Genomic DNA, 24,422 nt, shown 5'->3' with positions numbered 1-24,422 from the left:
GTGACTTCACGTACTCAGGGACCAGTCTTCAAGGGTGACAATTTGCCGCCCGCCAGTGCCGGACTTACCGAGCGCACCACACATGATCCGGACGCCGGTGGCCATTTCGGTGTTTACGGCGGACGGCACGTGCCGGAAGCCCTCATGGCGGTCATCGAAGAAGTTACCGCCGAATACGAAAAGGCTCGCGCGGACGACTCGTTCTTGAACGAACTTGATCGACTGCAGCGCGATTACACCGGCCGTCCGTCGCCGATCTTCGAAGCCACACGCATGAGTGAGTACGCCGGCGGTGCACGGATCATTCTCAAGCGTGAAGACCTGAACCACACCGGTTCTCACAAGATCAACAACGTCCTCGGTCAGGTTCTCCTCGCCAAGCGGATGGGCAAGACGCGCATCATCGCCGAGACCGGGGCGGGCCAGCATGGCGTCGCGTCCGCCACCGCCTGCGCATTGCTCGGCCTCGAATGCGTCATCTACATGGGTGCCGTCGATACCGAACGTCAGGCATTGAACGTGGCCCGGATGCGTCTACTCGGTGCCGAGGTCATTTCGGTCGAAACCGGTTCGCGCACACTCAAGGATGCGATCAACGAAGCCCTTCGCGACTGGGTTTCTCACGCGGACAACACTTATTACTGCTTCGGCACCGCTGCCGGGCCCCACCCGTTCCCGACTATCGTTCGCGATTTCCAGCGTGTGATCGGACTCGAAGCGCGTGCCCAGGTGAAGGCCTTGACGGGTCGACTGCCCGACGCGGTCACGGCGTGTGTCGGCGGCGGCTCCAACGCGATCGGTATCTTCCATCCCTTCATCGACGATTTGTCGGTGCGGTTGGTCGGCTACGAGGCGGCCGGTGACGGCGTCGAAACCGGCAGGCATGCAGCAACATTCGCCGGCGGTACACCGGGTGCGTTCCAGGGTGCGTACTCGTACCTGCTGCAGGACGAAGACGGTCAGACCATCGAGTCACATTCCATCTCGGCCGGTTTGGACTACCCGGGCGTCGGTCCCGAACATGCGTACCTCAATGACATCGGCCGGGCGACTTACGAACCCGTCACCGATGCCGAAGCGATGGACGCACTTCTACTGCTCTCACGGCGCGAAGGCATCATCCCCGCAATCGAATCCGCGCATGCCGTTGCCGGTGCACTGCGGCTCGGCAAGGAACTGGGGGAGGGCGCCATCATCGTCGTCAACCTGTCCGGTCGCGGCGACAAAGACATGGACACCGCCGCCAGCTGGTTCGGCCTCTTCGACAACGCCGAACCGCAGACTGCCGATCAGAACAACACGGAAGGCTCCGACAAGTGAGCGAACGACCATCACGCCTTGCCTCCACTTTTGCTGCATGCAAGGCCGAAAACCGGGCCGCACTCGTCGGGTACCTACCTGCGGGCTACCCGACGGTCTCCGAATCCATCGACGTCTTCAAGACGATGGTCGACGGTGGCTGCGACATCATCGAAGTCGGCGTCGCCTACTCCGATCCGGTCATGGACGGACCCACCATCCAGCGTGCCGCTGAAACTGCGCTCAGCAACGGCGTCCGCCTGCGCGATATCTTCAAAGTTGTCGAGCAGATCACGTCCGTTGGTGGCAAGGCCGTTGTCATGACGTACTGGAACCCAGTGCTCCAGTACGGCGTCGACAAGTTCTCGCGCGACCTCGCGTCGGCCGGTGGACTCGGAATGATCACGCCCAACCTCATTCCGGACGAAGCCGGTGAATGGATGGAAGCATCGCGGCAGCATCACCTCGATCGCATCTTCCTCGTTGCGCCTTCGTCCACCGAGGAGCGACTGGCGATGACACTCGAGGCGAGTAGCGGCTTCATCTACGCAGCATCCACGATGGGCGTGACCGGAGCCCGTACCGCAGTGTCGTCGATGGCACCGGAACTCACCGCACGGATCCGCACGCACTCCGATATTCCGGTCGGCGTCGGTTTGGGAGTTCGCTCGGGAGCACAGGCAGCCGAGATCGCCGGATACGCCGACGCTGTCATCGTCGGATCCGCACTGGTCTCGGCAGTCGAGAACGGGCTGGGCGCTGTCCGGTCCCTCACCGAGGAACTCGCCGAGGGTGTCCGCTCGGCTAACGTGGCCTCGTGACTTCAACTGTGGATCTGCTGGCCTACATTCCCAGCCCGTCGCAAGGTGTTTGGTACGTCGGGCCGATAGCACTGCGTGCCTATGCCCTCTGCATCATTGCCGGAATCATCGTCGCAATCGTCTGGGGCGATCGGCGATGGGTCGCGCGCGGCGGCGAGAAGGGCACAGTCCTCGACATTGCAGTCTGGGCCGTGCCGTTCGGTTTGATCGGTGGCCGGCTCTACCACGTGCTGACCGATTGGCCGCAGTACTTCGGTGAAGGCGGCACCCCGATCGACGCCCTCAAGGTGTGGAATGGCGGTCTCGGAATTTGGGGCGCGGTCTTCCTCGGTGGTGTCGGAGCTTGGATCGGCTGCCGTAGGCGGGGTATCCCGGTTGCAGCACTCGGCGACGCTATCGCTCCGGGTGTACTTCTGGCTCAGGCAATCGGTCGGTTCGGCAACTACTTCAATCAGGAGTTGTACGGCCGCGAGACAACAATGCCCTGGGGTTTGGAGATCTTTCACCGTGTGAACTCCTCCGGTCAGACGGACGCCCTTGCCGGGGTATCCAACGGGGTGGTGGAGAAGATCGTCCATCCCACGTTCCTGTACGAAGCGCTCTGGAACATTCTGATCGTCGTTTTGCTCGTGGTCGTCGACCGTCGATTCAAGATCGGCCACGGACGTCTCTTTGCTCTCTACGTCGCGGGATACTGCGTCGGCCGGCTTTTCGTCGAGCTCATGCGTGACGATCCGGCGTACCAGTTGGCCGGAATTCGAGTCAACGTCTACACCTCGGTGATTGTGTTCGTGGCGGCGGTTGCGTACTTCCTTCTTGCCAAGAAGGGTCGTGAGGATCCATCCGAATTGAAGTCGAACAGTTACGTTGAAGACTCGACTTCAGGTTCGTCCGATGCCGACTCCAGCGCAGTCGAAGAAACGGCCGACGTGGAAACTGCCACCGACGAAGTCAAAAGCGTGAAGGATTCGGATGAGAATTTCGACGCAATTGATCTGAAAAAGGGGGACAAGTCGTGACCGACCCGTTTTCATCAGGACCGCAAGATCCTTACGACGTTTCGAAGCCGTACCAGAGCCCCCCATTCGGTGACAGCCAGCAGTATCCGGCGCCCGCACAGTACCCGAGTACACCGCAATACCCGAGTGCACCGCAATACCCGAGTGCACCGCAATACCCGAGTGCACCGCAGTATCCGGTCGCGCAACCACCTGGGTATCCGCAACCGTACGGAGTCGGTCAGCCGGTGAGTGGTCCCGCGTTCTATTCGATCGGCGACACCCAGGCTCCTTTCGGTCGTCATCCGATTACCGGAGAAGCGTTCTCCGATAAATCGAAGGTCGCAGCCGGACTTCTGCAGTTGCTGCTCCCGTTCGTGTGTATTTGTGGCGTCGGACGCCTGTATTTGGGTTCCGTCGGAATCGGGTTGTTCCAACTTTTGGGTATGTTCTTTGCACTGGTGATGTCCCCGTTGGTGATCGGGATTCCTTTTGTCGTCGCCATCTGGATCTGGACGGTGATCGACGGGATCATGATCCTTTCGGGAAGTGTCCGAGACAAGTACGGCCGTCCGCTGAACTAGGGATAGTCGGGTCTGTCGGGTAAGTCACGTCGGATTCAGGGTATAAAGATTACTTGCCTCAACGATTTGCAGGATTGTCGTCGACACGAAGGAATGCGCGTTGCCTAACTTGAACAAGAATCCGGAACCTTCTGAATCTGGGGACTCAGGATCTCAGTCTGGCGTTCCCCCACAGTTCGGTTCTCCTTTCGACTACGACGCGACCGCTGATGCCTCACTGACCGAAACCTCGACGCCGACGGAAAAAACGCCGTCGACAGAGACTACGGGCACCGGACCTGGCTGGGACACGTATGCAGGGACGGGCAACGGTCCAGGTTGGGGAAGCAACCCTATCTACCCGCCGCCGGCCGCAGCAGATCAGACAACTGCATTCCCCGCAGCAGCGCAGCCTGCTCCGGAAACTACGCCCAGCTATCCGCCGGCAGACGGCCCGGTATACGGAGCCCCTGCCGATCAGACCCCGAACCCGTATGCGCCGGCGCCCCAGCAGGCCTACCCCCAGCCGCCACAGCAGCAGGGCTATGGTCAACCGCAGCAGGCATACGGTCAGCCGCAGCAGGCATACGGTCAGCCGCAGCAGGGCTACGGTCAGCCGCAGCAGGCATATGGTCAGCCGCAGCAAGGTTACGGTTTTGTCGATCAGTCGGCTCCTTTCGGGCGTGATCCGATGACAGGAGAGCCGCTGTCAGACAAGTCGAAGGTGACGGCCGGACTTCTCGGGATTCTGTTGGGAGGCCTCGGTGCGGGCAGGTTTTACCTCAACCAGCCGGGCATGGCGATCGCTCAGATTGCGGTGACGTGGTTGACCTTGGGGTTCGGTGCAATCTGGCCGTTCATCGACGGAATCATGATGTTGACCGGCAGCGTGCGTGACAAGTACGGGCGCAAGCTTCGAAGCTGATTCAGACGGTTTTCTTGACCGTGGTACCCAAGCGTTTCGACGCGTGGGTGCCACGGTTTTTTTATCGCTCCGTCCGTATTTCTGCTGGTAAACTGACCGTTGCCGGTTGCGGGTCCGTGTGGCGGTCGCACATGGCGGAGGGCATGCATGCTGTTTTCTCAGATGCCTGATCCCCAAGGGTTGTACGACCCCGATCAGGAAGCCGATTCGTGCGGCGTCGCCGTGGTCGCAGACATGTACGGCAGACGCTCGCATTCGATTGTGCGCGATGGTTTGTCGATACTCTGCACGCTTTCTCATCGCGGTGCTGTGGCCGCAGATTCGGCCACTGGCGACGGAGCGGGGATTCTCCTTCAGCTACCGGTCGGCTTCTTGGATTCCGTCACCAGTTTCGAGTTGCCGGAGCCAAACGCAGATGGCGAGAACATGTTTGCGGCCGGGAATTGTTTTCTTCCGCAGGACGCCGAATCGCGCCGAGTCGCGGTCGCGCGCATCGAACAGTGCGCGCGTTCTGAGGGCCTGAACGTGCTCGGTTGGCGGGATGTACCCGTCAGGCCTGGTGTATTGGGATTGTCCGCTGCAGCCTGCGCGCCGCACGTTGCGCAGTGTTTTCTCCGCGATGCCCGTCCTGATTCGAGGGTCGGCGGGATCAGCCTGGACCGGAAAGTATTTGCCCTGCGAAAGCAGGTGGAGCGAGCCACTTCGGATGGCTCCGGAGTCTACTTTTGTTCACTGTCGTCGAGAACTCTTGTGTACAAGGGAATGCTGACGCCCGCTCAGTTGCCGCTGTTTTTCGACGATCTTCGCGACGAGCGGATGACCAGCGCACTTGCCTTGGTGCACAGTAGATTTTCGACCAATACCTTCCCCTCGTGGCCTCTTGCACAACCATTTCGATGTATCGCGCACAACGGAGAGTTCAATACTGTTGTCGGTAATCGGAATTGGATGCAGGCACGTGAGCCGTTGCTACGCAGTGAATTGTTCAGCGGGGATATCGATCGAATCACTCCGGTGTGCACGGTGGGCGCTTCTGATTCGGCGTCGTTCGACGAAGTGCTCGAACTGCTGTCACTGGGTGGGCGGAGCTTGCCGCACGCGGTCATGATGATGATTCCGGCTGCGTGGGAGCAGGATTCGACGATGTCGGAAGAGGTACGTGCGTTCTATCAATTTCATGCGTGCTTGATGGAAGCCTGGGACGGTCCGGCGTCGGTGACGTTCAGCGACGGGACGCTGGTGGGCGCTGTACTGGACCGCAACGGTCTGCGGCCCGGGCGTTGGCTCCGGACAAGGTCAGGTCGAATCGTATTGGCCAGCGAGAGTGGCGTATTCGATGTTCCGCCTGCTGATGTAGTCGAGAAAGGCCGACTCGAACCGGGGCGGATGTTCTTGCTCGATACCGATCAGCAGCGCATTGTTCCCGACAGTGAAATCAAGGCCGAGTTGGCAAGGATGGCTCCGTATCGGACGTGGCTCGACGCTGGGATGGCCCGCGTCGGCGCAACACCGGATCAGCCCCGGTCGCGCGGGGATCCGGATTCGGTATTTCACGATCAACAGGTGTTCGGCTACACCGAAGAAGACCTGCACATCCTGCTCTCTCCGATGGCGGGCAAAGGCTGCGAGGCGCTGGGTTCGATGGGAACCGACACCCCACTCGCCGTCCTATCCGAGCGTCCGCGGCTCCTGTACGACTATTTTGTTCAGCTGTTTGCGCAGGTCACGAATCCGCCGTCGGACGCGATCCGGGAAGAAGTCGTCACCTCACTGGCTGTGATCCTCGGTGCCGAACGCAATCTTCTGGAACCGTCGGAATGTTCGTGCCGAAGAATGTTGGTGCACAGACCCATCCTGACTCGAGCAGAGTTGGACAAGATTGCCAGGCGGGATATCACGGTGCTCCCGGGATTGTTCGACGTCGATCGACCCGGCGGCTTGGTCGACGGACTCGAGAAGTTGCGTGCCGATGCCTGCGCGGCGGTGGACGCCGGGTGCGAGATTCTGGTGATCTCGGATCGTGGTTGGGATCGCGCGATGGCGCCGATTCCGTCGTTGATTGCTGTCTCTTCAGTTCACCATCATCTGGTCCGAATGCGGCGGCGTGCCTCGGTTTCATTGATCGTCGAATCCGGTGATGCGCGGGAAGTTCATCATCTTGCGCTCCTGCTCGGATACGGCGCTGCGGCAGTGCATCCGTACCTTGCCCTCGACTCTGTTGAGCAACTGAGTTTGCGGGGAGAGTTGCCCGGAGTGGATCCGGATGCCGCAGTGACGCACTACCTCGATGCGGCAAACCGCGGCGTCCTCAAGGTCATGTCCAAGATGGGGATCTCTGTAGTCCAGTCCTATACCGGTGCACAGGTATTCGAAGCGATCGGACTCGGCCGGCAAGTGGTAGAAGAGTACTTCGGGAATACGGCGAGCAAGCTCGGCGGGGTCGGAATCGGTGAGCTCGCCCGCGAAGTCGCGATACGACACGCGCGCGCGAATGCCGATTCGCCGACGGGCCCGAATCGTCTCGAGGCCGGCGGCGAGTACCGGTATCGCCGGGGCGGTGAAGCGCACGTGTTTACACCGGAATCCGTATTCTTTCTTCAGCATGCGACCAGGTCAGGCCGGTCGGACGTGTTCCGTCGATATACCGACGAGGTCGATCGGCGATGCGCGGAGGGAGGAACGATCCGCGGGATGTTGCGCTTCCGGCGCGGACTCCAGCCCGCCATCAGCATCGACGAAGTGGAATCGGCTGATTCAATTTTGAGTCGATTCTCGACTGGGGCGATGAGCTACGGATCGCTCTCGGCGGAGGCTCACGAGACCATGGCGAAGGCGATGAATTCCATTGGAGCACGATCGAACTCGGGAGAGGGTGGAGAAGATCAGGACCGCCTTCATGATCCGTTGCGGAGAAGTGCCGTAAAGCAGGTAGCCAGTGGACGATTCGGTGTGACCAGTGACTATCTGATCAGTGCGACTGATATTCAGATCAAGATGGCACAGGGGGCGAAACCGGGAGAGGGTGGTCAACTTCCGGGGTACAAGGTGTATCCGTGGATCGCCCGGACACGATATTCGACTCCGGGCGTCGGCCTCATCTCGCCGCCGCAGCATCACGATATCTACTCGATCGAAGATCTTGCTCAATTGATCTACGACTTGCGGCAGGCAAACAATCGGGCACGGATCCACGTCAAATTGGTCAGTGCAGTCGGAGTCGGCACGGTTGCCGCCGGAGTGGCAAAGGCCCACGCGGATGTTGTTCTGATCTCCGGTCACGACGGCGGTACCGGAGCCGCTGCGCTCACCTCGATAAAACACGCCGGAACCCCCTGGGAACTCGGGCTGGCAGAGACGCAGCAGACATTGGTACTCAATGGGTTACGCGATCGAATCACGCTTCAATGCGACGGCGGAATGCGGACGGCACGCGACGTTGTCGTGGCGGCATTACTCGGTGCGCAGGAGTACGGATTTTCGACGGCGCCCCTGATCGCGGCCGGTTGTGTGATGATGCGAGTGTGTCACCTCGATACCTGCCCGGTCGGTGTTGCCACCCAGGACCCGGAGTTGCGTGCGCGCTTTACCGGGCGGCCCGAGTTCGTTGAGAACTTCTTTCGGTTCCTTGTCGACGACGTGCGGGAGTTCTTGGCCGGCTTAGGGTTCCGCAGTATCGATGAGGCGGTAGGTCGGTCGGACATGCTGGTGGCCGGCGAACATGCCGGGTGGAAGAGTCGGACGTTGGATTTGTCACCGCTGATGGAGGTTCCGCGTTCCCCGAAGCCCTTGTCGGGTGGTCTCGGTCGGCCAAGGCCGGGGGAGTTGAACCAGAGGCTTGTCGACCGTGCTGCCGGCGCACTGGACAACGCTGAACGTGTTCGGATTGAACTTCCTGTCGGGACTGCGGACCGGGCAGTGGGCACGGCACTCGGGGCGGAGGTGTCCCGTAGATACGGGGCAGCAGGTTTACCGGATAACACCATCGTTGTCAGGTTGACCGGAACCGCTGGGCAGTCTCTCGGGGCCTTCCTGCCGAGCGGTATCACACTGGAAGTGGTCGGAGACGCCAATGATTATGTGGGAAAGGGTCTTTCGGGTGGAAAAATTGTCCTTCGGCCTAGTATTGATGCCAGGTTCTGCGCCGAAGAGCAGGTGATAGCCGGCAATACGGTGCTGTACGGCGCGACCTCGGGAGAATTGTTCGCCCGAGGCCGGGTGGGGGAACGATTTGCTGTACGTAACTCCGGGGCGTGCGCAGTGGTCGAGGGCGCCGGCGACCATGCCTGCGAATACATGACCGGGGGTCGCGTCGTCATTCTCGGGCCCACCGGCCGAAACGTCGCTGCCGGAATGTCCGGTGGAATTGCGTTTCTTCTCGATGCAGATCCACGCGATGTCAACCACGCGATGGTCACGCTGCAGGTGCCGACGGTCGATGATCTGCGGTGGCTGAGCAACACGATCGCCACCCACGTCGAACTCACCGGCTCACCGGTCGGCGCTCGGCTTCTTGACGAGTGGGCACAAGAATCCCGGAGATTCACCAAGTTGATGCCGGTCGACTACGAGCGGGTCCTTGCCGGGCAATCAGTTGCCACACCTCCGCGGGACGGCGCAGTGGTCGAGAACTCCGACGGGGTACTCGCGGAGACAGCCAGTGCCTGATCCACGAGGGTTTCTCGGCATGCCACGGTCCTCGGCACCGATGCGCCCGGTTCAGGAGCGAACAGCCGACTGGAGTGAGGTTTACGAGGCATTGGCGCGCGGCGAGCGTAAGTCCGGGGCGTGCGAACAAGCGTCCCGATGCATGGATTGCGGAATCCCGTACTGCCATTCGGAATCCGTGGGATGCCCCCTCGGAAATCTCATTCCCGAATGGAATGACCTGGTTCGCCGAGGCGACTGGGCACTTGCCGCGGATCGATTGCACGAGACCAATAATTTCCCGGAATTCACTGGACGCCTGTGCCCGGCGCCGTGCGAAACTGCCTGCGTACTAGCCCTTTCCGAGGCGCGCACTACTGGAAGTGTGGCGATCAAGCGTGTCGAACAAGCCATCGCCGATACTGCCTGGGACGAAGGTTTTGTGGTGAACCGCATCCCAGCCGAACGTTCCGGACGGACGGTGGCGATCGTCGGTTCCGGACCGGCCGGGCTTGCGGCAGCGCAACAGTTGACCCGGGTGGGACACAGAGTCACCGTCTTCGAACGTGATGATCGACCGGGCGGACTGCTCCGCTATGGAATCCCTGATTTCAAACTGGCCAAGAGCGCGATTGATCGCCGACTGAGTCAGTTGTGCGGCGAGGGCACTCGATTTGTCACAGACTGCGACGTCGGACTCGACCTGGACGCACGTGAACTGACCGCGGTGTACGACGCAGTGATTCTGGCGATCGGGGCCGGTAGGTCGAGAGACGTAGACGTGCCCGGCCGCGTCCTTGGGGGTATTCATTTCGCGATGGACTACCTGGTGCCGGCCAACCGTGAATGTGCCGGTGACGGTCCCAGCCCGATCAATGCGTCGGGCAAGAACGTCGTGATCATCGGCGGCGGCGATACCGCGGCCGATTGCCTCGGCACCGTTCACAGGCAAGGCGCGGCCTCCGTAACCGAGTTGAACTATCACGAGCAACCACCCCGCACGCGGGACAGCGCAGCGGATCCGTGGCCACTCTGGCCGCTGACGCTCCGCGCGGCGCCCGCCGATGCAGAAGGTGGGCGCCGTGAGTTCGAGGTGGCCGCTCAGGAGTTTGTCGGCGACGGCCATGTTCGGGCGGTCAAGGTCTCCCCGGTTCGGGTCTCGGCGAAATCCGAGGGGCGCCAGACCGTCGAGCGAAGCGGTGAATCGTTCGAGCTTCCCTGCGACCTGGTGCTTCTCGCGGTCGGCTTCGCCGGTGTCGGGGAAAGTGTCCTGCTTGCCGGTCTGGGAGTGGAGCCGAATCTGCGTGGAGTGATCGCTTGCGGGCAGGATTGGCAGACTTCACAATCCGGCGTCTTCGTGTGTGGTGACGCACATCGCGGTGCGTCACTGGTGGTGTGGGCGATAGCCGAAGGACGTTCGGCTGCCCGAGCTGTCGACGTGTATCTGACTGGGGCGTCAACGCTTCCGGAGCCCGTTCACCCCGGCGCGTTGCCGCTGGGAATTCGACGTCGTATCTGAATCGAGTAAGAACAGAAAGTGCACGTCCGAAGTGCCGGATAGAAGTGCGACCGAGGAGCGACTAGGCTCGAGCCGTGAACCGACGGACAAAAATTGTATGCACCCTGGGACCCGCAACAGCGACTGGCGACCGGATCCGTGAGCTCGTGGAGAGCGGCATGGACGTGGCCCGACTCAACTTCAGCCACGGCGACCACGCCGATCACGAAGAGAACTACATCCGCGTCCGCGCGGCATCCGAGGCGACCGGCAAAGCCGTCGGCGTGCTCGCAGACTTGCAGGGCCCGAAAATCCGCCTCGGCCGTTTCAAGGACGAGCGGACAGTCTGGGAAAGCGGTGAAGAGGTTCGCATCACCGTCGACGAGGTCGAAGGTACGCACGACCGCGTCGGAACCACCTACAAAGAACTTGCGCGTGATGCCAAGCCCGGCGATCGCCTACTGGTTGACGACGGCAAGGTCGGTCTTGTCGTCACCGCGATCGACGGCAACGACGTCGTGTGCCTGGTCACCGAAGGCGGGCCCGTCAGCAACAACAAGGGTCTCTCGCTGCCCGGCATGAACGTGTCGGTTCCCGCGCTGTCCGGCAAGGACATCGCTGACCTCGAATTTGCACTCAAGCTGGGTGTCGACTTCATCGCTCTGTCGTTCGTTCGTTCGCCCGCGGACATCGAACTGGTTCACGCCATCATGGATCGAGTCGGCCGCCGCGTTCCCGTCATCGCGAAGCTCGAAAAGCCCGAAGCCATCGACAACCTCGAAGCAATCGTGTTGGCGTTCGACGCCGTCATGGTCGCCCGCGGTGACCTCGGTGTGGAATTGCCGCTCGAGCAGGTTCCGCTCGTGCAGAAGCGCGCCATCCAGATCGCGCGCGAGAACGCCAAGCCCGTCATCGTGGCCACGCAGATGCTCGAGTCGATGATCGAGAACTCGCGCCCCACGCGCGCCGAGGCTTCCGACGTCGCCAACGCCGTTCTCGACGGTGCCGACGCAGTCATGCTTTCCGGTGAAACGTCGGTCGGCAAGTACGTCATGGAAACAGTTCGCACCATGGCCCGCATCGTCGAGGCCGTCGAGAACGAAACGACTCGCGTACCTCCGCTGACGCACGTCCCGCGCACCAAGCGCGGCGTGATCTCTTACGCTGCACGCGATATCGGAGAGCGTCTCGACGCCAAGGCTTTGGTTGCCTTCACGCAGTCCGGTGACACCGTGCGCCGATTGGCTCGTCTGCACACGCCGTTGCCGCTGCTCGCGTTTACGCCGCTGCCTGCTGTGCGCAGCCAGCTGACACTGACGTGGGGAACCGAAACTTTCCTCGTCGACCCAGTGTCTACCACTGACGAGATGGTGCGTCAGGTCGATATCGCCTTGCTCGCACTCGGGCGATACGCGAAGGGTGACCTCGTGGTCATCGTCGCCGGATCTCCTCCGGGAACAGTGGGCTCCACCAACCTGATTCACGTTCACCGCATCGGCGAAGAGCTCCACTAGCGTGAGCAATGCGGACGCGTCTGCAGACCTGGATACCCTCCTGGCTCTGCTCGATCTGGAACACATCGGCGACGACGCGTTCCGCGGCCATCATCCGGCGCAAGTAGGTTCACGGACGTTCGGCGGCCAGTTGGTGTCTCAGGCACTGATTGCCGCCGGCCGTACCGTGGACGGCGATCGGCCGATCCATGCGATCAACGCACATTTCATTCGCGGTGGAGACGTCAAGGCGCCCATCGAGTATCGCGTCGAACGTCATCGTGACGGACGTGCGTTTGCCAACCGTCAGGTCACCGCCTATCAAGGCGATAACGAACTGTTCGTGATGCTGGCAGCGTTTCAGGATTCGGGTAAGGGCCTCGAGCATGCTGTCGAGATTCCGGATGTTCCGTTGCCGGAGTCGTTGCCGCCCTTGGGTGATCGTCTGTCAGGTTATGAGGACAAGCTTCCGCATTTTGCCGGTGCTCTCAAACCGATCGACATGCGTTATGCCAACGATCCGGCCTGGATATTGAAGGGCACCGGGGAGAAGCTCACCCATAATCGGGTGTGGATGAAGGCTGAGGGGAAACTCCCGGACGATTCACTGATCCATGCCGCGGTGTTGGCGTACTCGTCCGACACAACAGTCCTGGATTCGATCCTCACTACCCACGGCTTGTCCTGGGGTCACGACCGAATTGTTGCTGCGACAGTCAATCATTCGATGTGGTTCCATCGACCCTTCCGATTCGACGACTGGGTGCTCTACGCAACAGAATCGCCGGTGGCCGCTGGTTCTCGGGGCTTGGCGACGGGGCGGTACTTCTCGATCGAAGGCATGCTGATGGCGACGGTAGTTCAAGAGGGCGTCATCAGGCACTTCCCGCGCAAGGGGGAATAGGGGCTGAGCCCGAGTGTGGGCCAGTCTTTATGCTGATTTCTGGTACTGCGGTGCCAGTTCGTCGGCTCTGTCCCAGGGTGACCAGTCCACTTCGCGACCGTCGAGTTGTGCCGCAACAACTTCGAGACCGGCGTGCCAGCCGGCGGCGTGGGCGTACGCGGACTCTTCTTCTTCCATTGTGTGAGTGAGTGTCAGCCAGCATCCGCCCGTGCCGTCGGGAACCAATTCCCAATGCAGGGTTTCGGCGTCCCACAGATACTCGAAGATGTGGTTCGGCCGGACGCTGATCACAGTTCCGCGAGTGGCGTGATCGGCGGGTAAGCCGTATCGCTTGATCTGCTCGGGCGTCACCTTGAACAGGAGGTCGGCGCCCGGGGTCAGGTCGAATTCGACGTCAGCGGGGAACCAGGCCTCGAGGAACTCGCGTTGAGTGATCACTTTCCAGACTTTGTCGGGAGACTGGGGGACAGCTAGTCGAAAACTGAGCGCCACCCGACCGTCGTACGTCAGGCTGATAATGCCATTGTCCATCGGTGCCTCCACTTGTGTTGGAACCCGTGAGGTTGACACCATCGTGCCATTTTTGCGGCGTGTAGGGAATAACTGCAGGTCAGATCGTTATGTATCGATCTGATGTAACGATTGACCGCCTCCGCTGCGGGGTTGTGTCACTGGTAGCTACGGTCCCATCCCAGGTGTCGGCAGATTTCGTCGAACGAGTCCCGAGAGGGTCGTTGATACGGCGATATATTTGGGTCCAAGGGCGCAGAATCGACAAACAGCGTGGTCGCAAATCGGCCGTCGGACAGATAGCACGCGGTCTGGCCGGTAGTGCTTTCCGCTTGAAGCTGGAGCGCGTCGACCGCGGCGCCGCACCACCGAGGTTCTTTCGGCGCCAGTAGCGCTTCTTCTCGTTCGCGCCTGCGAGTTTCCTGCACCACGTCGACCGGAATCGTTCCGCCGAGCTGGTCCTTGGGGATTCCGGTAGTCGGGTCGAGTGGTGCTACCGCCGGCCGTGGCTCGTCGGGGTCCATTCCGCGTGCAATGGGCGGCCACTGCAGCGGCCCGGGCACGGATACGCCTGCCTCAGCTGCTCTCTCAGCGCTTTGCCGGTCAAGTTCTGCTGTGGCCTCACAGGACAGGGCTGGAACGCGCTGCGGGTCACCTGAGGCGCTCGCGGCACCTGAGACGGTCAGTGCGTCGGGCGTCGTCATGCTGTCACTCGGTGTAGCGCTACCGGCTCCGGAGAACAGGATGGCCGAGGCGCCCACCGCAGCTACTGTCGCTGTCACGATGCCGGCCCTTCCGCGATGTGTTCGCATGCGACGAGACGCTACCGAGTTTCCCCACATCCGCGGGGGTTTCCAGCCGCATTCGTACTTTTGGTGGATGCCGGCGGCTCACCAAGTAATGGACGTCATCCGCCTGCAAAGAAGATGTCTACGACGAGGTGATCTGGCGACTCGGTTTCTGTCACCCGAAACCCCGGATGCGAAGTCGCCGTGCCGATGAAGGACTGGACGATAGAACTGCTCACCGATGCGGTCTCGACTGCCATGACAGTGCCGTCGTGGGCATTGATCGGTGGAAATGGTTGAGGCGCTGTAACTCCCATGATGTCAACTTGAATGATCGATCGGCCACCGACATCAACTACCTTGCTGTCGCCGCCGCGAACGGCTTCGCTCACGTACTCGACTTTCCATGCCACAGTGCCATTTCCGTCGAGTTGGTATGTAACCCGCGAGCGATCGAAGAGGTGCTCGGTAGTAACGCCCGTGACTTCGGCGAGTGGACTGGGCGAGTTTGTGTCGGTGTCGATTGAGGGGGTAACGACGGGTGGGAGAGTGATGCTGGGTGGTCCCGCGATTGGGGGATTTCCGACTTGCATTGTTCCGGTTTCGGTTGCTGCATTGCCGGAGTTGTCAACTGTCGAAGTACTGGATTCGGCAGTTGATTCGGGATTGGACTGGCACCCGAGAAGTGCAGTGAAGCACAAGAGTGTTCCACCGAACGCGATCAGCCGACGGTGCCACATCAACCGAATCTATCGTCTGCTTGTCTCCGGGTACGGAATTTGCCGAATCATGTCGGCGGCAGCCACGTCCGTGTAGCCGTGACAAGCGCGCAGACTCCGATATTCAGAGTCGGTTCGATGACGGGCGCGTAGTGCGGCGAGTGATTCGACGGCACGGTCCGTAGGGCTGGATCGGTCATGTCGCCAGTCGTGAACAGGGACGGATCGGTACCGCCGAGTAGCCAGTACGACAATTGCGCACCCGAACTGGTCGCGAGAATGCCGACGTCCTCGCTGCCGGCGCCTGCCCCCGGATCGAGAATATTTTCTTCGCCGAGCCAGGCCGCAAAAGCGTCGAGGGTTTTGCCTAGTGCAGTCGGGTCGTTCACCACGATCGGGAATCGCTCGATCTCCGTGATGGTGGGCTCCTCCGGGGCCCCGGCCGTCGCGGCTTCACCTCGCACGATGCGGTCCACGCTTTTCAGGATGCGTTCGCGGACGGCTGAGTCGTAACTGCGAATATTCAGCTGCAGCTCGGCTTCGCCGGGAATGACGTTGGCCGCGTCGCCGGCATGGATGGAACCGACGGTGAGGACAGCGATTGCTGTGCTCGGGACTTCCCTGGAGATGATTGTCTGCAGGCGCATTACGGTTTCTGCCGCCATCACCACCGGGTCGACGGAGTTTTCGGGCATAGATCCGTGCGCGCCCTTGCCGATCAGTCGTACGCGGAGAGAGTCGGAACCCGCATACGAAGGGCCGGGGTGACCGGCGATCTTTCCGGCAGGCAACGGCGCGACGTGCTGGCCGAGCACGACGTCGGGTTTCGGAAACTTGTCGAAGAGCCCATCGTTGACCATCGCTTGCGCACCGGCGCCGAGTTCTTCGGCAGGCTGGAAGACGAGAAGTAGGGTGCCAGACCAGCTGACGGTGTCCTGGGTGAGGATTTGGGCGGCACCAAGCAGGCACGTCGTGTGTAGGTCATGGCCGCAGGCGTGAGCTACCGGTACGACCTTGCCGTCCTCATTGGTGGCAGTGACGGTACTGGCATAGTCGAGTCCGGTGTCTTCCTTGACGGGAAGGGCGTCCATGTCTGCGCGCAGTAGCGCGGTCGAGCCCGATCCGTTCTTCAAGACACCGACGACTCCGGTCTTCCCGAGTCCGGTGGTGACGGCGAACCCCAGCGACTTCAGGCGGTTGGCCACGATGTCAGCGGTGCGGTGTTCCTGGAATCCGAGCTCCGGATGGCTGTGGAGGTCCTTGTACAGATCGGCGAGTGTCGGATCTACGGTGATGTTTTCGTGCGCGGCATAGGACATGAGCATCCTTTCGATCGTGCGATACGGACGAACCGGATCATTCCGACGCTAACAGGGAGAGGCTGTTGGTGCCTGCGGTCAGCGTCGTTCTTCCGGGACTGTAATCATCGATGGCCGAGGACTTCCAACGACATCTACCTGAACGATGGACTTGCCACCGACGTCGACTACGTTGCTGTCGCCGCCGCGAACAGCTTCACTCGCATACTCGACTTTCCATGTCACAGTGCCGTTTCCGTCGAGTCGGTACGTCACTCGCGAGCGGTCGTTGAGGTGTTCGGTCGTGATGTAAGTGACCTCGGCGAGAGGGGAGGGGCATCTGACAAGCACAGTGCAGCACGGCGAAGCACACGAGCGTTCCACAGAGCATTATCAGTCAATGGTGCCGCCTGGATCGAACTAGTGGTCGTCTGCGGTGGCCTTCCACGTTTCGATCAAATAGCGTTCAGGCACAGTGGGATTACTGACGCCGACATTCCCGATTCTGCCGCTGATGTAAATACGAAAGTGATAGCGCCCCGGGCCGTCGACTGTGACGGGGTCGGTGAACGGATTCTCCGATGAGGGACCGCCGCCCGGCCACAGGTAAGTCTCCCCGTCGGGAGAATCGATTTGAGCTTCGTAGAACTCTTCCCAACCGGTATGTCGGCTGGGAGGTGGGCAGGTCAGCGATATGGCTTGAATCGAGGCCTCGCCGTACTGGTTTCGGGTCAAAATGGCGATCGTGTCTTCGCCGACTGCGGGCACTGAGGTCCCGTCCGGATTGGTTACGATTTCCGGCCAATAGGGCTGGCCCTCTTCCATGATCACGATCAGGCCTGCCACCTCAACTGTTCCCACTTGGAAACGGCGTGGTTCGATCGTGTCGTTTGGTTGCGGGTTGGTGGGAAAGGGTTTCAGCGGTTCGCGTTTCGGAATTGGAGGTCGCGATGCGTCTTCCTTGGCAGTGAGCGAAGCGGTGAGTCGGCTCGCCAGGTCTTCGATGCTGACCAGGGGATCTCGGATTCCGTCGAGTGACACGACGTGATCGGCGATCCGAATGTGCAGGCCCCGATTCACTTCGGCATCAGTTGCATTCAGTGCCTTGCGGCTGGCCTTCGCGACAGCTAGGCATGCGTCGTCGACGGTGAACTCGATGCCGTAGTGAGTGCCGATGAGTCCAGATCCCGGATCAGTACGGGTGATTTCCCAGTGGATCATGTGAAGGAATCCGCGATATTTTCACTCGGTGAACGGTGTCGCATAAATCGAACATAGCGGCCGGTGATCATGGACGAACGTCGACAGTTTGTCGGTGCCGCCTTGCGGCGGCTGGTGCAGATGGTGCCCTCGGTGAGACTCGAACTCACACTGGACGGGTTTTGAATCCGTTTCCTCTGCCAATTGGGATACGAGGGCTTGTTGCGATGACTACATTAGAAGATGCGATTTCAAAGTCAAACACCGGTACCCTCTTTATGTTCGCGTCTCGTGTCGGGGCGGTTCGACAGAGGAGGATGGTGGCCATGAATTCGCTACTGCCACAAGGTAATCAGAGCGCACCGCGTCGCGTTGTTGTTGCCGAGGATGAAGCGTTGATCCGCATGGATCTGGTCGAGATGCTCCGCGAAGAGGGTTACGACGTTGTCGGTGAAGCCGGCGACGGTCAGGTTGCGGTGGAGTTGGCGGAAGCGCTGCGGCCGGACTTGGTGATCATGGACGTGAAGATGCCCAGGCGGGACGGGATTGACGCCGCTTCGGAGATCGCGGCCAAACGAATTGCTCCTGTTGTCATTCTCACAGCGTTCAGTCAGCGCGAATTGGTGGAGCGGGCTCGCGACGCCGGCGCGATGGCGTATCTGGTCAAGCCTTTCTCCATCACCGATCTGGTGCCGGCTGTCGAATTGGCTGTCAGCAGATTCCGTGAGGTGGCGGCGCTCGAGCGCGAAATCGCGGACCTGTCGGATCGTTTGGAGGCTCGCAAGATCATCGAACGGGCCAAGAGCGTGTTGATGGTTCGCCAGGCGCTCACCGAACCGGAGGCGTTCAAGTGGATTCAACGTGCTGCGATGGACAGGCGGTCCACGATGAAGGCCGTCGCCGAGGTGGTTCTCGAAACACTCAGCGGCGAGCCGAACGCCTGAGCTGGGTAAACCTGGTCGGGGGTATCGATGTCAGTAGGGATCCCTAGACTGATCAACCGTGAGCCCCGCAACCGCAACTCCGTCCAGTACCTCCGCCGTCGCAATCGGATCGGGGGAAGACCGTCCGCTCCTGATGCTCCTCGACGGGCACTCCCTGGCTTTCCGTGCGTTTTACGCATTGCCGGCGGACAACTTCAAGACGCATAGCGGCCAGGCAACCAATGCGGTGTACGGCTTCACGTCGATGCTCATCAACCTCCTTCGCGACGAGAAGCCGACTCACCTCGCGGCTGCTTTCGACGTGTCGCGTCAGACGTTCCGCGCGGAGCTGTTCCCGGAGTACAAGGCGCAGCGCGCCAAGGCTCCGGACGAGTTCAAGGGCCAGATCGACATCACCAAGGACGTACTGGGCGCACTGGGTATCCCGGTCATGGCCGAGGAAGGTTTCGAGGCCGATGACGTCATCGCCACCCTGACCACTCAAGCCGAGGCCCTCGGGTATCGCGTCCTGGTAGTCACCGGAGACCGGGATGCTCTGCAGTTGGTCACCGAGAATGTCACGGTCCTCTACCCGAAGAAGGGTGTTTCGGAGCTCACCCGCTTCACCCCGGAGGCCGTCGAAGAAAAGTACAACCTCACGCCGGCTCAGTACCCGGATTTTGCGGCGCTGCGCGGAGACCCGAGTGACAACCTCCCGGGCATCCCCGGTGTCGGCGAAAAGACTGCCACCAAGTGGATCCGTGAATACGGCGATCTCCAAGGATTGGTCGACAACGTCGACAAGGTTCGTGGCAAGGTCGGCGATTCATTGCGCGAGAACATCGCAAACGTGTTGTTGAACCGTCAGCTCACCGAGATGGTTCGCGACGTTCCGCTGCCGTACGCGCCGGAGCAGTTGATCCTGTCGCCGTGGGACCGCGAGAAGATTCATGCACTCTTCGACGATCTCGAGTTCAAGGTTCTCCGTGACCGACTCTTTGCGACGCTGTCGTCATCCGAACCCGAAGCGGAAGAGGGCTTCGAGGTCAGCGGTGACGCTCTCGAGCCAGGCTCGGTTGCGGCGTGGCTCGATGCTCATGCCCGCACCGGGGAACGCCACGGCGTAACAGTCATCGGCACTCGGACGCCGTATGCCGGTGATACCACTGCTCTTGCGATTGCGGCATCGGACGGGGAGTGCGCGTATATCTCGACAACGTCGGCCACTCCGGAAGATGAAGCAGCTCTGGGGGATTGGCTTGCGGATGCAACCCAGCCCAAGGCGATTCACGAAGCCAAGTGGGCCATCCATGCCCTTCGCGGACGTGGATGGACACTCGGCGGACTCACCAGCGACACGGCTCTTGCCGCGTACCTTGTACGCCCAGGGCAGCGCACCTTCAACCTCGATGACCTCTCGCTCCGATACCTCAAGCGTGAACTGCGGGCAGAAACGTCGGGGCAGGAACAGCTTTCGCTGCTCGACGACACCGATCAGTTGGATGCGGAAGCCGCTGAGACGGCGATGCTCAGCGCTCAGGCCGTTCTTGATCTGGCTCGCGCCCTCGACACCGAACTCGAATCGATCGAATCGAAGTCGCTTCTCTCCGACATGGAGTTGCCGTTGACGGTGGAGCTCGCCAAGATCGAGGCCACCGGAATCGCTGTCGACAGTGCGCATTTGCATGATCTGCAGAGCCGGTTCGCTTCGCTGGTCGCAGCCGCTGCCGACTCCGCGTACGCGGTGATCGACAAGCAGATCAACCTCGGTTCGCCGAAGCAGTTGCAGGTCGTGTTGTTCGAGGAACTCGACATGCCCAAGACCAAGAAGACCAAGACCGGATACACCACCGACGCCGAGGCGTTGCAGGGCTTGTTCGACAAGACCGGACACCCGTTCCTCGAGCATTTGCTTGCACACCGTGATGCGACGCGGATGAAGGTGACGGTCGATGGTCTGCTCAAGGCTGTTGCCGACGACGGTCGCATCCACACCACGTTCAACCAGACTGTTGCCGCAACGGGGCGCCTGTCGTCCACCGATCCGAACCTGCAGAACATCCCCGTCCGCAATGACGCCGGCCGGGAAATTCGCGACGGTTTTGTAGTTGGCCAGGGGTTCGACGTCCTCCTGACCGCCGATTACAGTCAGATCGAAATGCGCATCATGGCGCACGTGTCTGGCGACGAAGGGCTGATCGAGGCCTTTAACACCGGCGAGGATCTCCACAGTTTTGTCGGTTCACGCGCATTCGGTGTTCCCATCGAAGAAGTCACGCCGGAACTGCGTCGTCGGGTCAAGGCGATGTCGTACGGACTCGCCTACGGACTGAGCGCTTACGGCTTGGCGTCGCAGCTCAAGATCTCCACCGAAGAAGCGAAACAGCAGATGGATGCCTACTTTGCGCGCTTCGGTGGAGTCCGTGACTACCTCCATGCCGTGGTCGAGCAGGCCCGCAAGGACGGTTACACGTCGACGCTCTACGGTCGTCGTCGCTACTTGCCGGATCTCAACAGTGACAACCGTCAGCGTCGGGAAGTCGCTGAACGTGCGGCACTCAACGCGCCAATCCAGGGCACTGCAGCCGACATCATCAAGGTCGCGATGATCAACGTGCAGAAGGCGCTCGCAGACGCAGGTTTGAAGTCACGGATGCTGCTGCAGGTTCACGACGAATTGGTGCTCGAGGTGGTGCAATCGGAACTCGAGCAGGTCACCGCTCTGGTCAAGGACAAGATGTCCACTGCAATCGAGTTGTCGGTCCCACTCGACGTGTCGGTGGGAGCGGGACGCAGCTGGGACAGCGCGGCTCACTGACCGAAGATGGGTCGATTTCGACGAACCCGGGCACCACGTCGCGCGTCGGTGCCCGGGTTCGGAGCGGGATCTGCGGCTTGACCGGTACCCAAGCATCAGCTTGGTTCAAGGCGCCGCCAGCTTCGGCATTGCGACGAGTTTTCGACGGTTCCTGCTCGATGACGGCATTGGTGCGCGGGAATCCTCGATCGGATGGTGTGAGCGCAGCCTGCTTCAGAATTCGACAACAATGTCCTCACCGTTCCTCATCGGCTCGCTAAAACAGCTAACCGGTTATCGGCAGTATCTGTTCGGGTGTTACACGGAAATGGTTACCTCCCGTCACCTGGTCGATCGCTACTTTTCGATGCGCAGCTACCGCTCCATGATTCTTGTCATGATGTAGCGGATTAACAGCGAGACCATTCAGTATGTTCTAGGTAATTCCGTGCAACGATTTCTTCGTCGGGGTAGCGGAGTTTGTCTGTCCGGTTGCCATATATTCGTTCTTCCCTCGATAATCCTAATCCTAGCGTTCGCTCCAATTGCCGTAACTGGCACGGTGTAGGCCCGCAATTTCTGGGAGAGGTCAGGGTTCGGCGTCGGGTGACGAGCGGGGTACGTGCAGACGTTCGTGATCGCGAGAGTCGAACGATGCGAGCGCAGGCGGGCGGGGAACGTAGTCGTCTTGCGCTGACGTCTGCCGCGTCCCACTTGGCTGAATATTCCCTGGCTGAGCCATTGAACTGGCCTTTAACGTCGCTATCGGGTGATGGTTGGATTCTTGGCTGCTGCGGGCCGATTTCGAGGATCTTTTCTATGTGCGAAGTAAAGTGCGCCAAATCTGTCAAAATGTGATGTAGATCACATTTTGTGAATTTCGGACATACATCTCGAACCTCGGAAATCGGGAGTTGTCTGCAAATGTGCTGGCAGGTGGCTCGGCACTGGAATCAGGCTACTTCTATACAATTGTCCATTTGTTTGCCGACGGTCAGAATTCGGTAAATTCACCGCACTAGAGGCATTGACGTTTTCCTTCTCGGGGACGTAGCGTCAGCCCACCAATTGATCAGCTAATTTAATGATCAATTGGTGTTCGGGAAACTCGCGCACCATGTGCGCAGTAAGCGAGGTAGGTGTCACATCACGTAGCCGAAACGTGATGGGTGATCCCCGAAGGCACGCGCTCGGAAACTGTGGGGAAGCAATCGGGGATTGCTTCCCACGGAGAACTCACTGTTGGAACCAGTGAATATCTGCTGTCTCATGCGTGTCCAAAGAATCCGTGAATGTTATCGGCGGTCTCTCGACGTTCTGAAGTTGTGCGTCGAGGTTCGTCGCAGCGTGGGACATTGGCCAGGCGCTGTGGCGGACTGGCTGACTGATAGTCGAAAACTGCTGCAGTTCAACAAATTTCGAAAACTCTGTGCATAGGTCGGTTGCATGAGGGATCCGACGTAGCGCCGCCGAAATTTCGTCGAGTGCAGTAGAAGCCTGCTCGACCGTCATCGAGCTCCGCCGACGGTCGAGTCCACCGATCAGTACTAACCCTGATGGTGGGACGAATCGAGGGGTGTCTCATGAGTGTTCGTATTGCTGTCTTCGGACTGGGATATTTGGGCGCAACGCATGCGCTGTGCATGGCCGAGCTCGGTCATCACGTAATCGGTATCGATGTCGATTCCACGAAGGTCGGGATGCTTCAGTCCGGTGAATTACCGTTCTACGAACCAGGTCTTGGCGAGGTTCTCGAACGAAATCTCGCAGCCGGCAGGTTGCGGTTCACGACGTCCTACAGTGAAGCTGCGGACTTTGCCCAGGCACATTTTCTTGCTGTGGGCACGCCTCAGCGTTCAGACGGGCTGGCTGCGGACCTCTCCCACCTCGACGCGCTGATCGAGTCTCTCGCCCCTTTGCTGACGAAGCCGGCCGTGATTTTCGGCAAATCCACGGTGCCTGTCGGAACGGCGAAGCGACTGGCGAACCGTGCTCGCGAATTGGCGCCGGCCGGAGAAGCCGTCGAGCTCGCCTGGAATCCTGAGTTTCTTCGCGAAGGCTTTGCAGTCCAGGACACGTTGAGGCCCGAACGGTTGGTGCTCGGAGTGGACCGGGGGCGTCCGGGACGAGCAGAAGAAGTGGCGCGTGAGGTTTTTGCGCCGCTACTCAATGTCGGTGTTCCGTTACTGGTCACAGGCTTGGAGACCTCCGAATTGGTCAAGGTCGCAGCGAATGCCTTTTTGGCTACCAAGATTTCGTTCATCAACGCGATGGCGGAAGTGTGCGATCGTACCGCCGCTGATGTGTCGGTGCTGGCCGAGGCGATCGGATATGACCCGCGCATCGGTCGCGAGTTTCTTCGGGCAGGCATCGGTTTCGGAGGAGGGTGCTTACCGAAGGATATTCGGGCGTTCCGGGCTCGGGCCGACGAGCTCGGCGTCGGGAGCATATCGGCGATCTTGACCGTAGCCGATGACATCAACACGCGATCGCGAACTCGCGCAGTCGATATCACCCAGGAAGTGTGCGGATCGTTGCCGGGTGCGCGGATCGCGATTCTCGGTGCGGCGTTCAAGCCGGACTCCGACGACGTACGAGATTCGCCGGCACTCGACGTCGCGAATCAACTGCAACTCGGTGGTGCGGACGTCGTCGTGCATGACCCGATGGGTATGGACAATGCACGTGTGAGGTTCCCGGATTTGGGATATGCCACGTCGATCGGTAGCGCGTGCGAGGGTGCTGACGCCGTTCTGGTGCTCACCGAGTGGGCAGAGTTTCGGAAATTGCTTCCACATGATCTCGATACGGTGGTCCGGCGGAAGGTGCTCGTCGACGGGCGTAACTGCCTCGATCCGAATCCGTGGCGAGAAGCCGGCTGGACCTACCGCGGATTCGGAAGGCCACAATTCTCGGTTTCCGAATCCTGTTCGCGGGCAGAGCTCGTAGAAACGGCGTCTTCGGTGGCTCCATGACACTCCCGGCGGGTGTAGCTGTAGAGCGGTCGCCGCGTGTGAGTCGACGGGTCGTAACTCCTTTGAT

The 24,422-nt window shown here is 60.5% G+C and carries 18 protein-coding genes and 1 tRNA gene; 12 read left to right on the top strand and 7 right to left on the bottom strand.

Translation table 11 applies throughout. The features are described 5' to 3' along the window. From trpB to BDB13_RS20850, 9 genes are all read left to right on the top strand, one after another. Positions 1–1,320 (top strand): tryptophan synthase subunit beta, encoded by a 1,320-nt coding sequence (gene trpB / locus BDB13_RS20890; RefSeq protein WP_094273513.1) that lies wholly within the window; start codon positions 1–3, stop codon positions 1,318–1,320. Next, positions 1,317–2,120, top strand: coding sequence for a tryptophan synthase subunit alpha (trpA, locus tag BDB13_RS20885; protein ID WP_094273512.1), 804 nt, complete (start codon positions 1,317–1,319; stop codon positions 2,118–2,120). Before trpB ends, trpA begins: the two co-directional genes overlap by 4 nt. Then, positions 2,117–3,139, top strand: coding sequence for a prolipoprotein diacylglyceryl transferase (lgt, locus tag BDB13_RS20880; RefSeq protein WP_094273511.1), 1,023 nt, complete (start codon positions 2,117–2,119; stop codon positions 3,137–3,139). Before trpA ends, lgt begins: the two co-directional genes overlap by 4 nt. A 227-nt stretch (positions 3,140–3,366) precedes the next feature. Next, positions 3,367–3,702, top strand: a complete 336-nt coding sequence (locus BDB13_RS20875) for a TM2 domain-containing protein (RefSeq protein ID WP_254922894.1) — start codon at positions 3,367–3,369, stop codon at positions 3,700–3,702. A gap of 109 nt (positions 3,703–3,811) precedes the next feature. Continuing rightward, a complete protein-coding gene (locus BDB13_RS20870) occupies positions 3,812–4,606 on the top strand; it encodes a TM2 domain-containing protein (protein ID WP_094273510.1) in 795 nt (264 codons plus the stop codon). A 147-nt stretch (positions 4,607–4,753) separates the two neighbouring features. Beyond that, positions 4,754–9,271 (top strand): glutamate synthase large subunit, encoded by a 4,518-nt coding sequence (gene gltB, locus BDB13_RS20865; protein ID WP_094273509.1) that lies wholly within the window; start codon positions 4,754–4,756, stop codon positions 9,269–9,271. Next, positions 9,264–10,769, top strand: a complete 1,506-nt coding sequence (locus BDB13_RS20860) for a glutamate synthase subunit beta (protein ID WP_094273508.1) — start codon at positions 9,264–9,266, stop codon at positions 10,767–10,769. Before gltB ends, BDB13_RS20860 begins: the two co-directional genes overlap by 8 nt. Before the next feature lie 74 nt (positions 10,770–10,843). Further along, a complete protein-coding gene (gene pyk / locus BDB13_RS20855; protein ID WP_094273507.1) occupies positions 10,844–12,262 on the top strand; it encodes a pyruvate kinase in 1,419 nt (472 codons plus the stop codon). Between the two features lies 1 nt (position 12,263). Continuing rightward, entirely contained in the window at positions 12,264–13,145 is an 882-nt protein-coding gene (locus BDB13_RS20850; RefSeq protein WP_094273506.1) for an acyl-CoA thioesterase, read from the top strand. A gap of 27 nt (positions 13,146–13,172) precedes the next feature. Here the strand turns inward: BDB13_RS20850 and BDB13_RS20845 are convergent, their stop codons facing one another. The 7 genes from BDB13_RS20845 to BDB13_RS20815 form a co-directional block, all read right to left on the bottom strand. Further along, positions 13,173–13,676, bottom strand: a complete 504-nt coding sequence (locus BDB13_RS20845; RefSeq protein ID WP_094275074.1) for an SRPBCC domain-containing protein — start codon at positions 13,674–13,676, stop codon at positions 13,173–13,175. A 137-nt stretch (positions 13,677–13,813) separates the two neighbouring features. After that, positions 13,814–14,467 carry a hypothetical protein gene (locus BDB13_RS20840; protein WP_094273505.1) on the bottom strand — a complete coding sequence of 218 codons (654 nt, stop codon included), beginning with the start codon at positions 14,465–14,467 and terminating at the stop codon, positions 13,814–13,816. Positions 14,468–14,562: 95 nt separating this feature from the next. Beyond that, the gene (locus tag BDB13_RS20835) at positions 14,563–15,183 is read right to left on the bottom strand and encodes an AMIN-like domain-containing (lipo)protein (protein ID WP_094273504.1); all 621 of its coding nucleotides are present in this window, start codon (positions 15,181–15,183) and stop codon (positions 14,563–14,565) included. Between the two features lie 47 nt (positions 15,184–15,230). Next, positions 15,231–16,481: an amidohydrolase gene (locus tag BDB13_RS20830; RefSeq protein ID WP_094275073.1), complete on the bottom strand. Its 1,251-nt coding sequence runs from the start codon at positions 16,479–16,481 to the stop codon at positions 15,231–15,233. 78 nt (positions 16,482–16,559) lie between these two features. After that, entirely contained in the window at positions 16,560–16,736 is a 177-nt protein-coding gene (locus tag BDB13_RS32225; RefSeq protein ID WP_176459638.1) for a hypothetical protein, read from the bottom strand. 144 nt (positions 16,737–16,880) lie between these two features. Next, entirely contained in the window at positions 16,881–17,681 is an 801-nt protein-coding gene (locus BDB13_RS20820) for a hypothetical protein (RefSeq protein ID WP_094273502.1), read from the bottom strand. A 121-nt stretch (positions 17,682–17,802) separates the two neighbouring features. Then, positions 17,803–17,879 (bottom strand) — tRNA-Leu (locus BDB13_RS20815). Between the two features lie 98 nt (positions 17,880–17,977). Here BDB13_RS20815 and BDB13_RS20810 point away from each other — a divergent pair. From BDB13_RS20810 to BDB13_RS20790, 3 genes are all read left to right on the top strand, one after another. Next, positions 17,978–18,604, top strand: coding sequence for an ANTAR domain-containing response regulator (locus tag BDB13_RS20810; RefSeq protein WP_094273501.1), 627 nt, complete (start codon positions 17,978–17,980; stop codon positions 18,602–18,604). A gap of 58 nt (positions 18,605–18,662) precedes the next feature. Then, positions 18,663–21,401 carry a DNA polymerase I gene (gene polA / locus BDB13_RS20805; protein WP_094273500.1) on the top strand — a complete coding sequence of 913 codons (2,739 nt, stop codon included), beginning with the start codon at positions 18,663–18,665 and terminating at the stop codon, positions 21,399–21,401. A gap of 1,562 nt (positions 21,402–22,963) precedes the next feature. After that, positions 22,964–24,355, top strand: coding sequence for a UDP-glucose dehydrogenase family protein (locus BDB13_RS20790; RefSeq protein ID WP_094275072.1), 1,392 nt, complete (start codon positions 22,964–22,966; stop codon positions 24,353–24,355). The last annotated feature ends 67 nt before the right edge of the window (positions 24,356–24,422 follow it).

Origin of the sequence: Rhodococcus sp. OK302 (genome assembly GCF_002245895.1) — a bacterium.
Classification (GTDB): domain Bacteria; phylum Actinomycetota; class Actinomycetes; order Mycobacteriales; family Mycobacteriaceae; genus Rhodococcus_F.
Note: the sequence above shows the minus strand (reverse complement) of the source record. Positions and strands in the feature narration are given on the sequence as shown.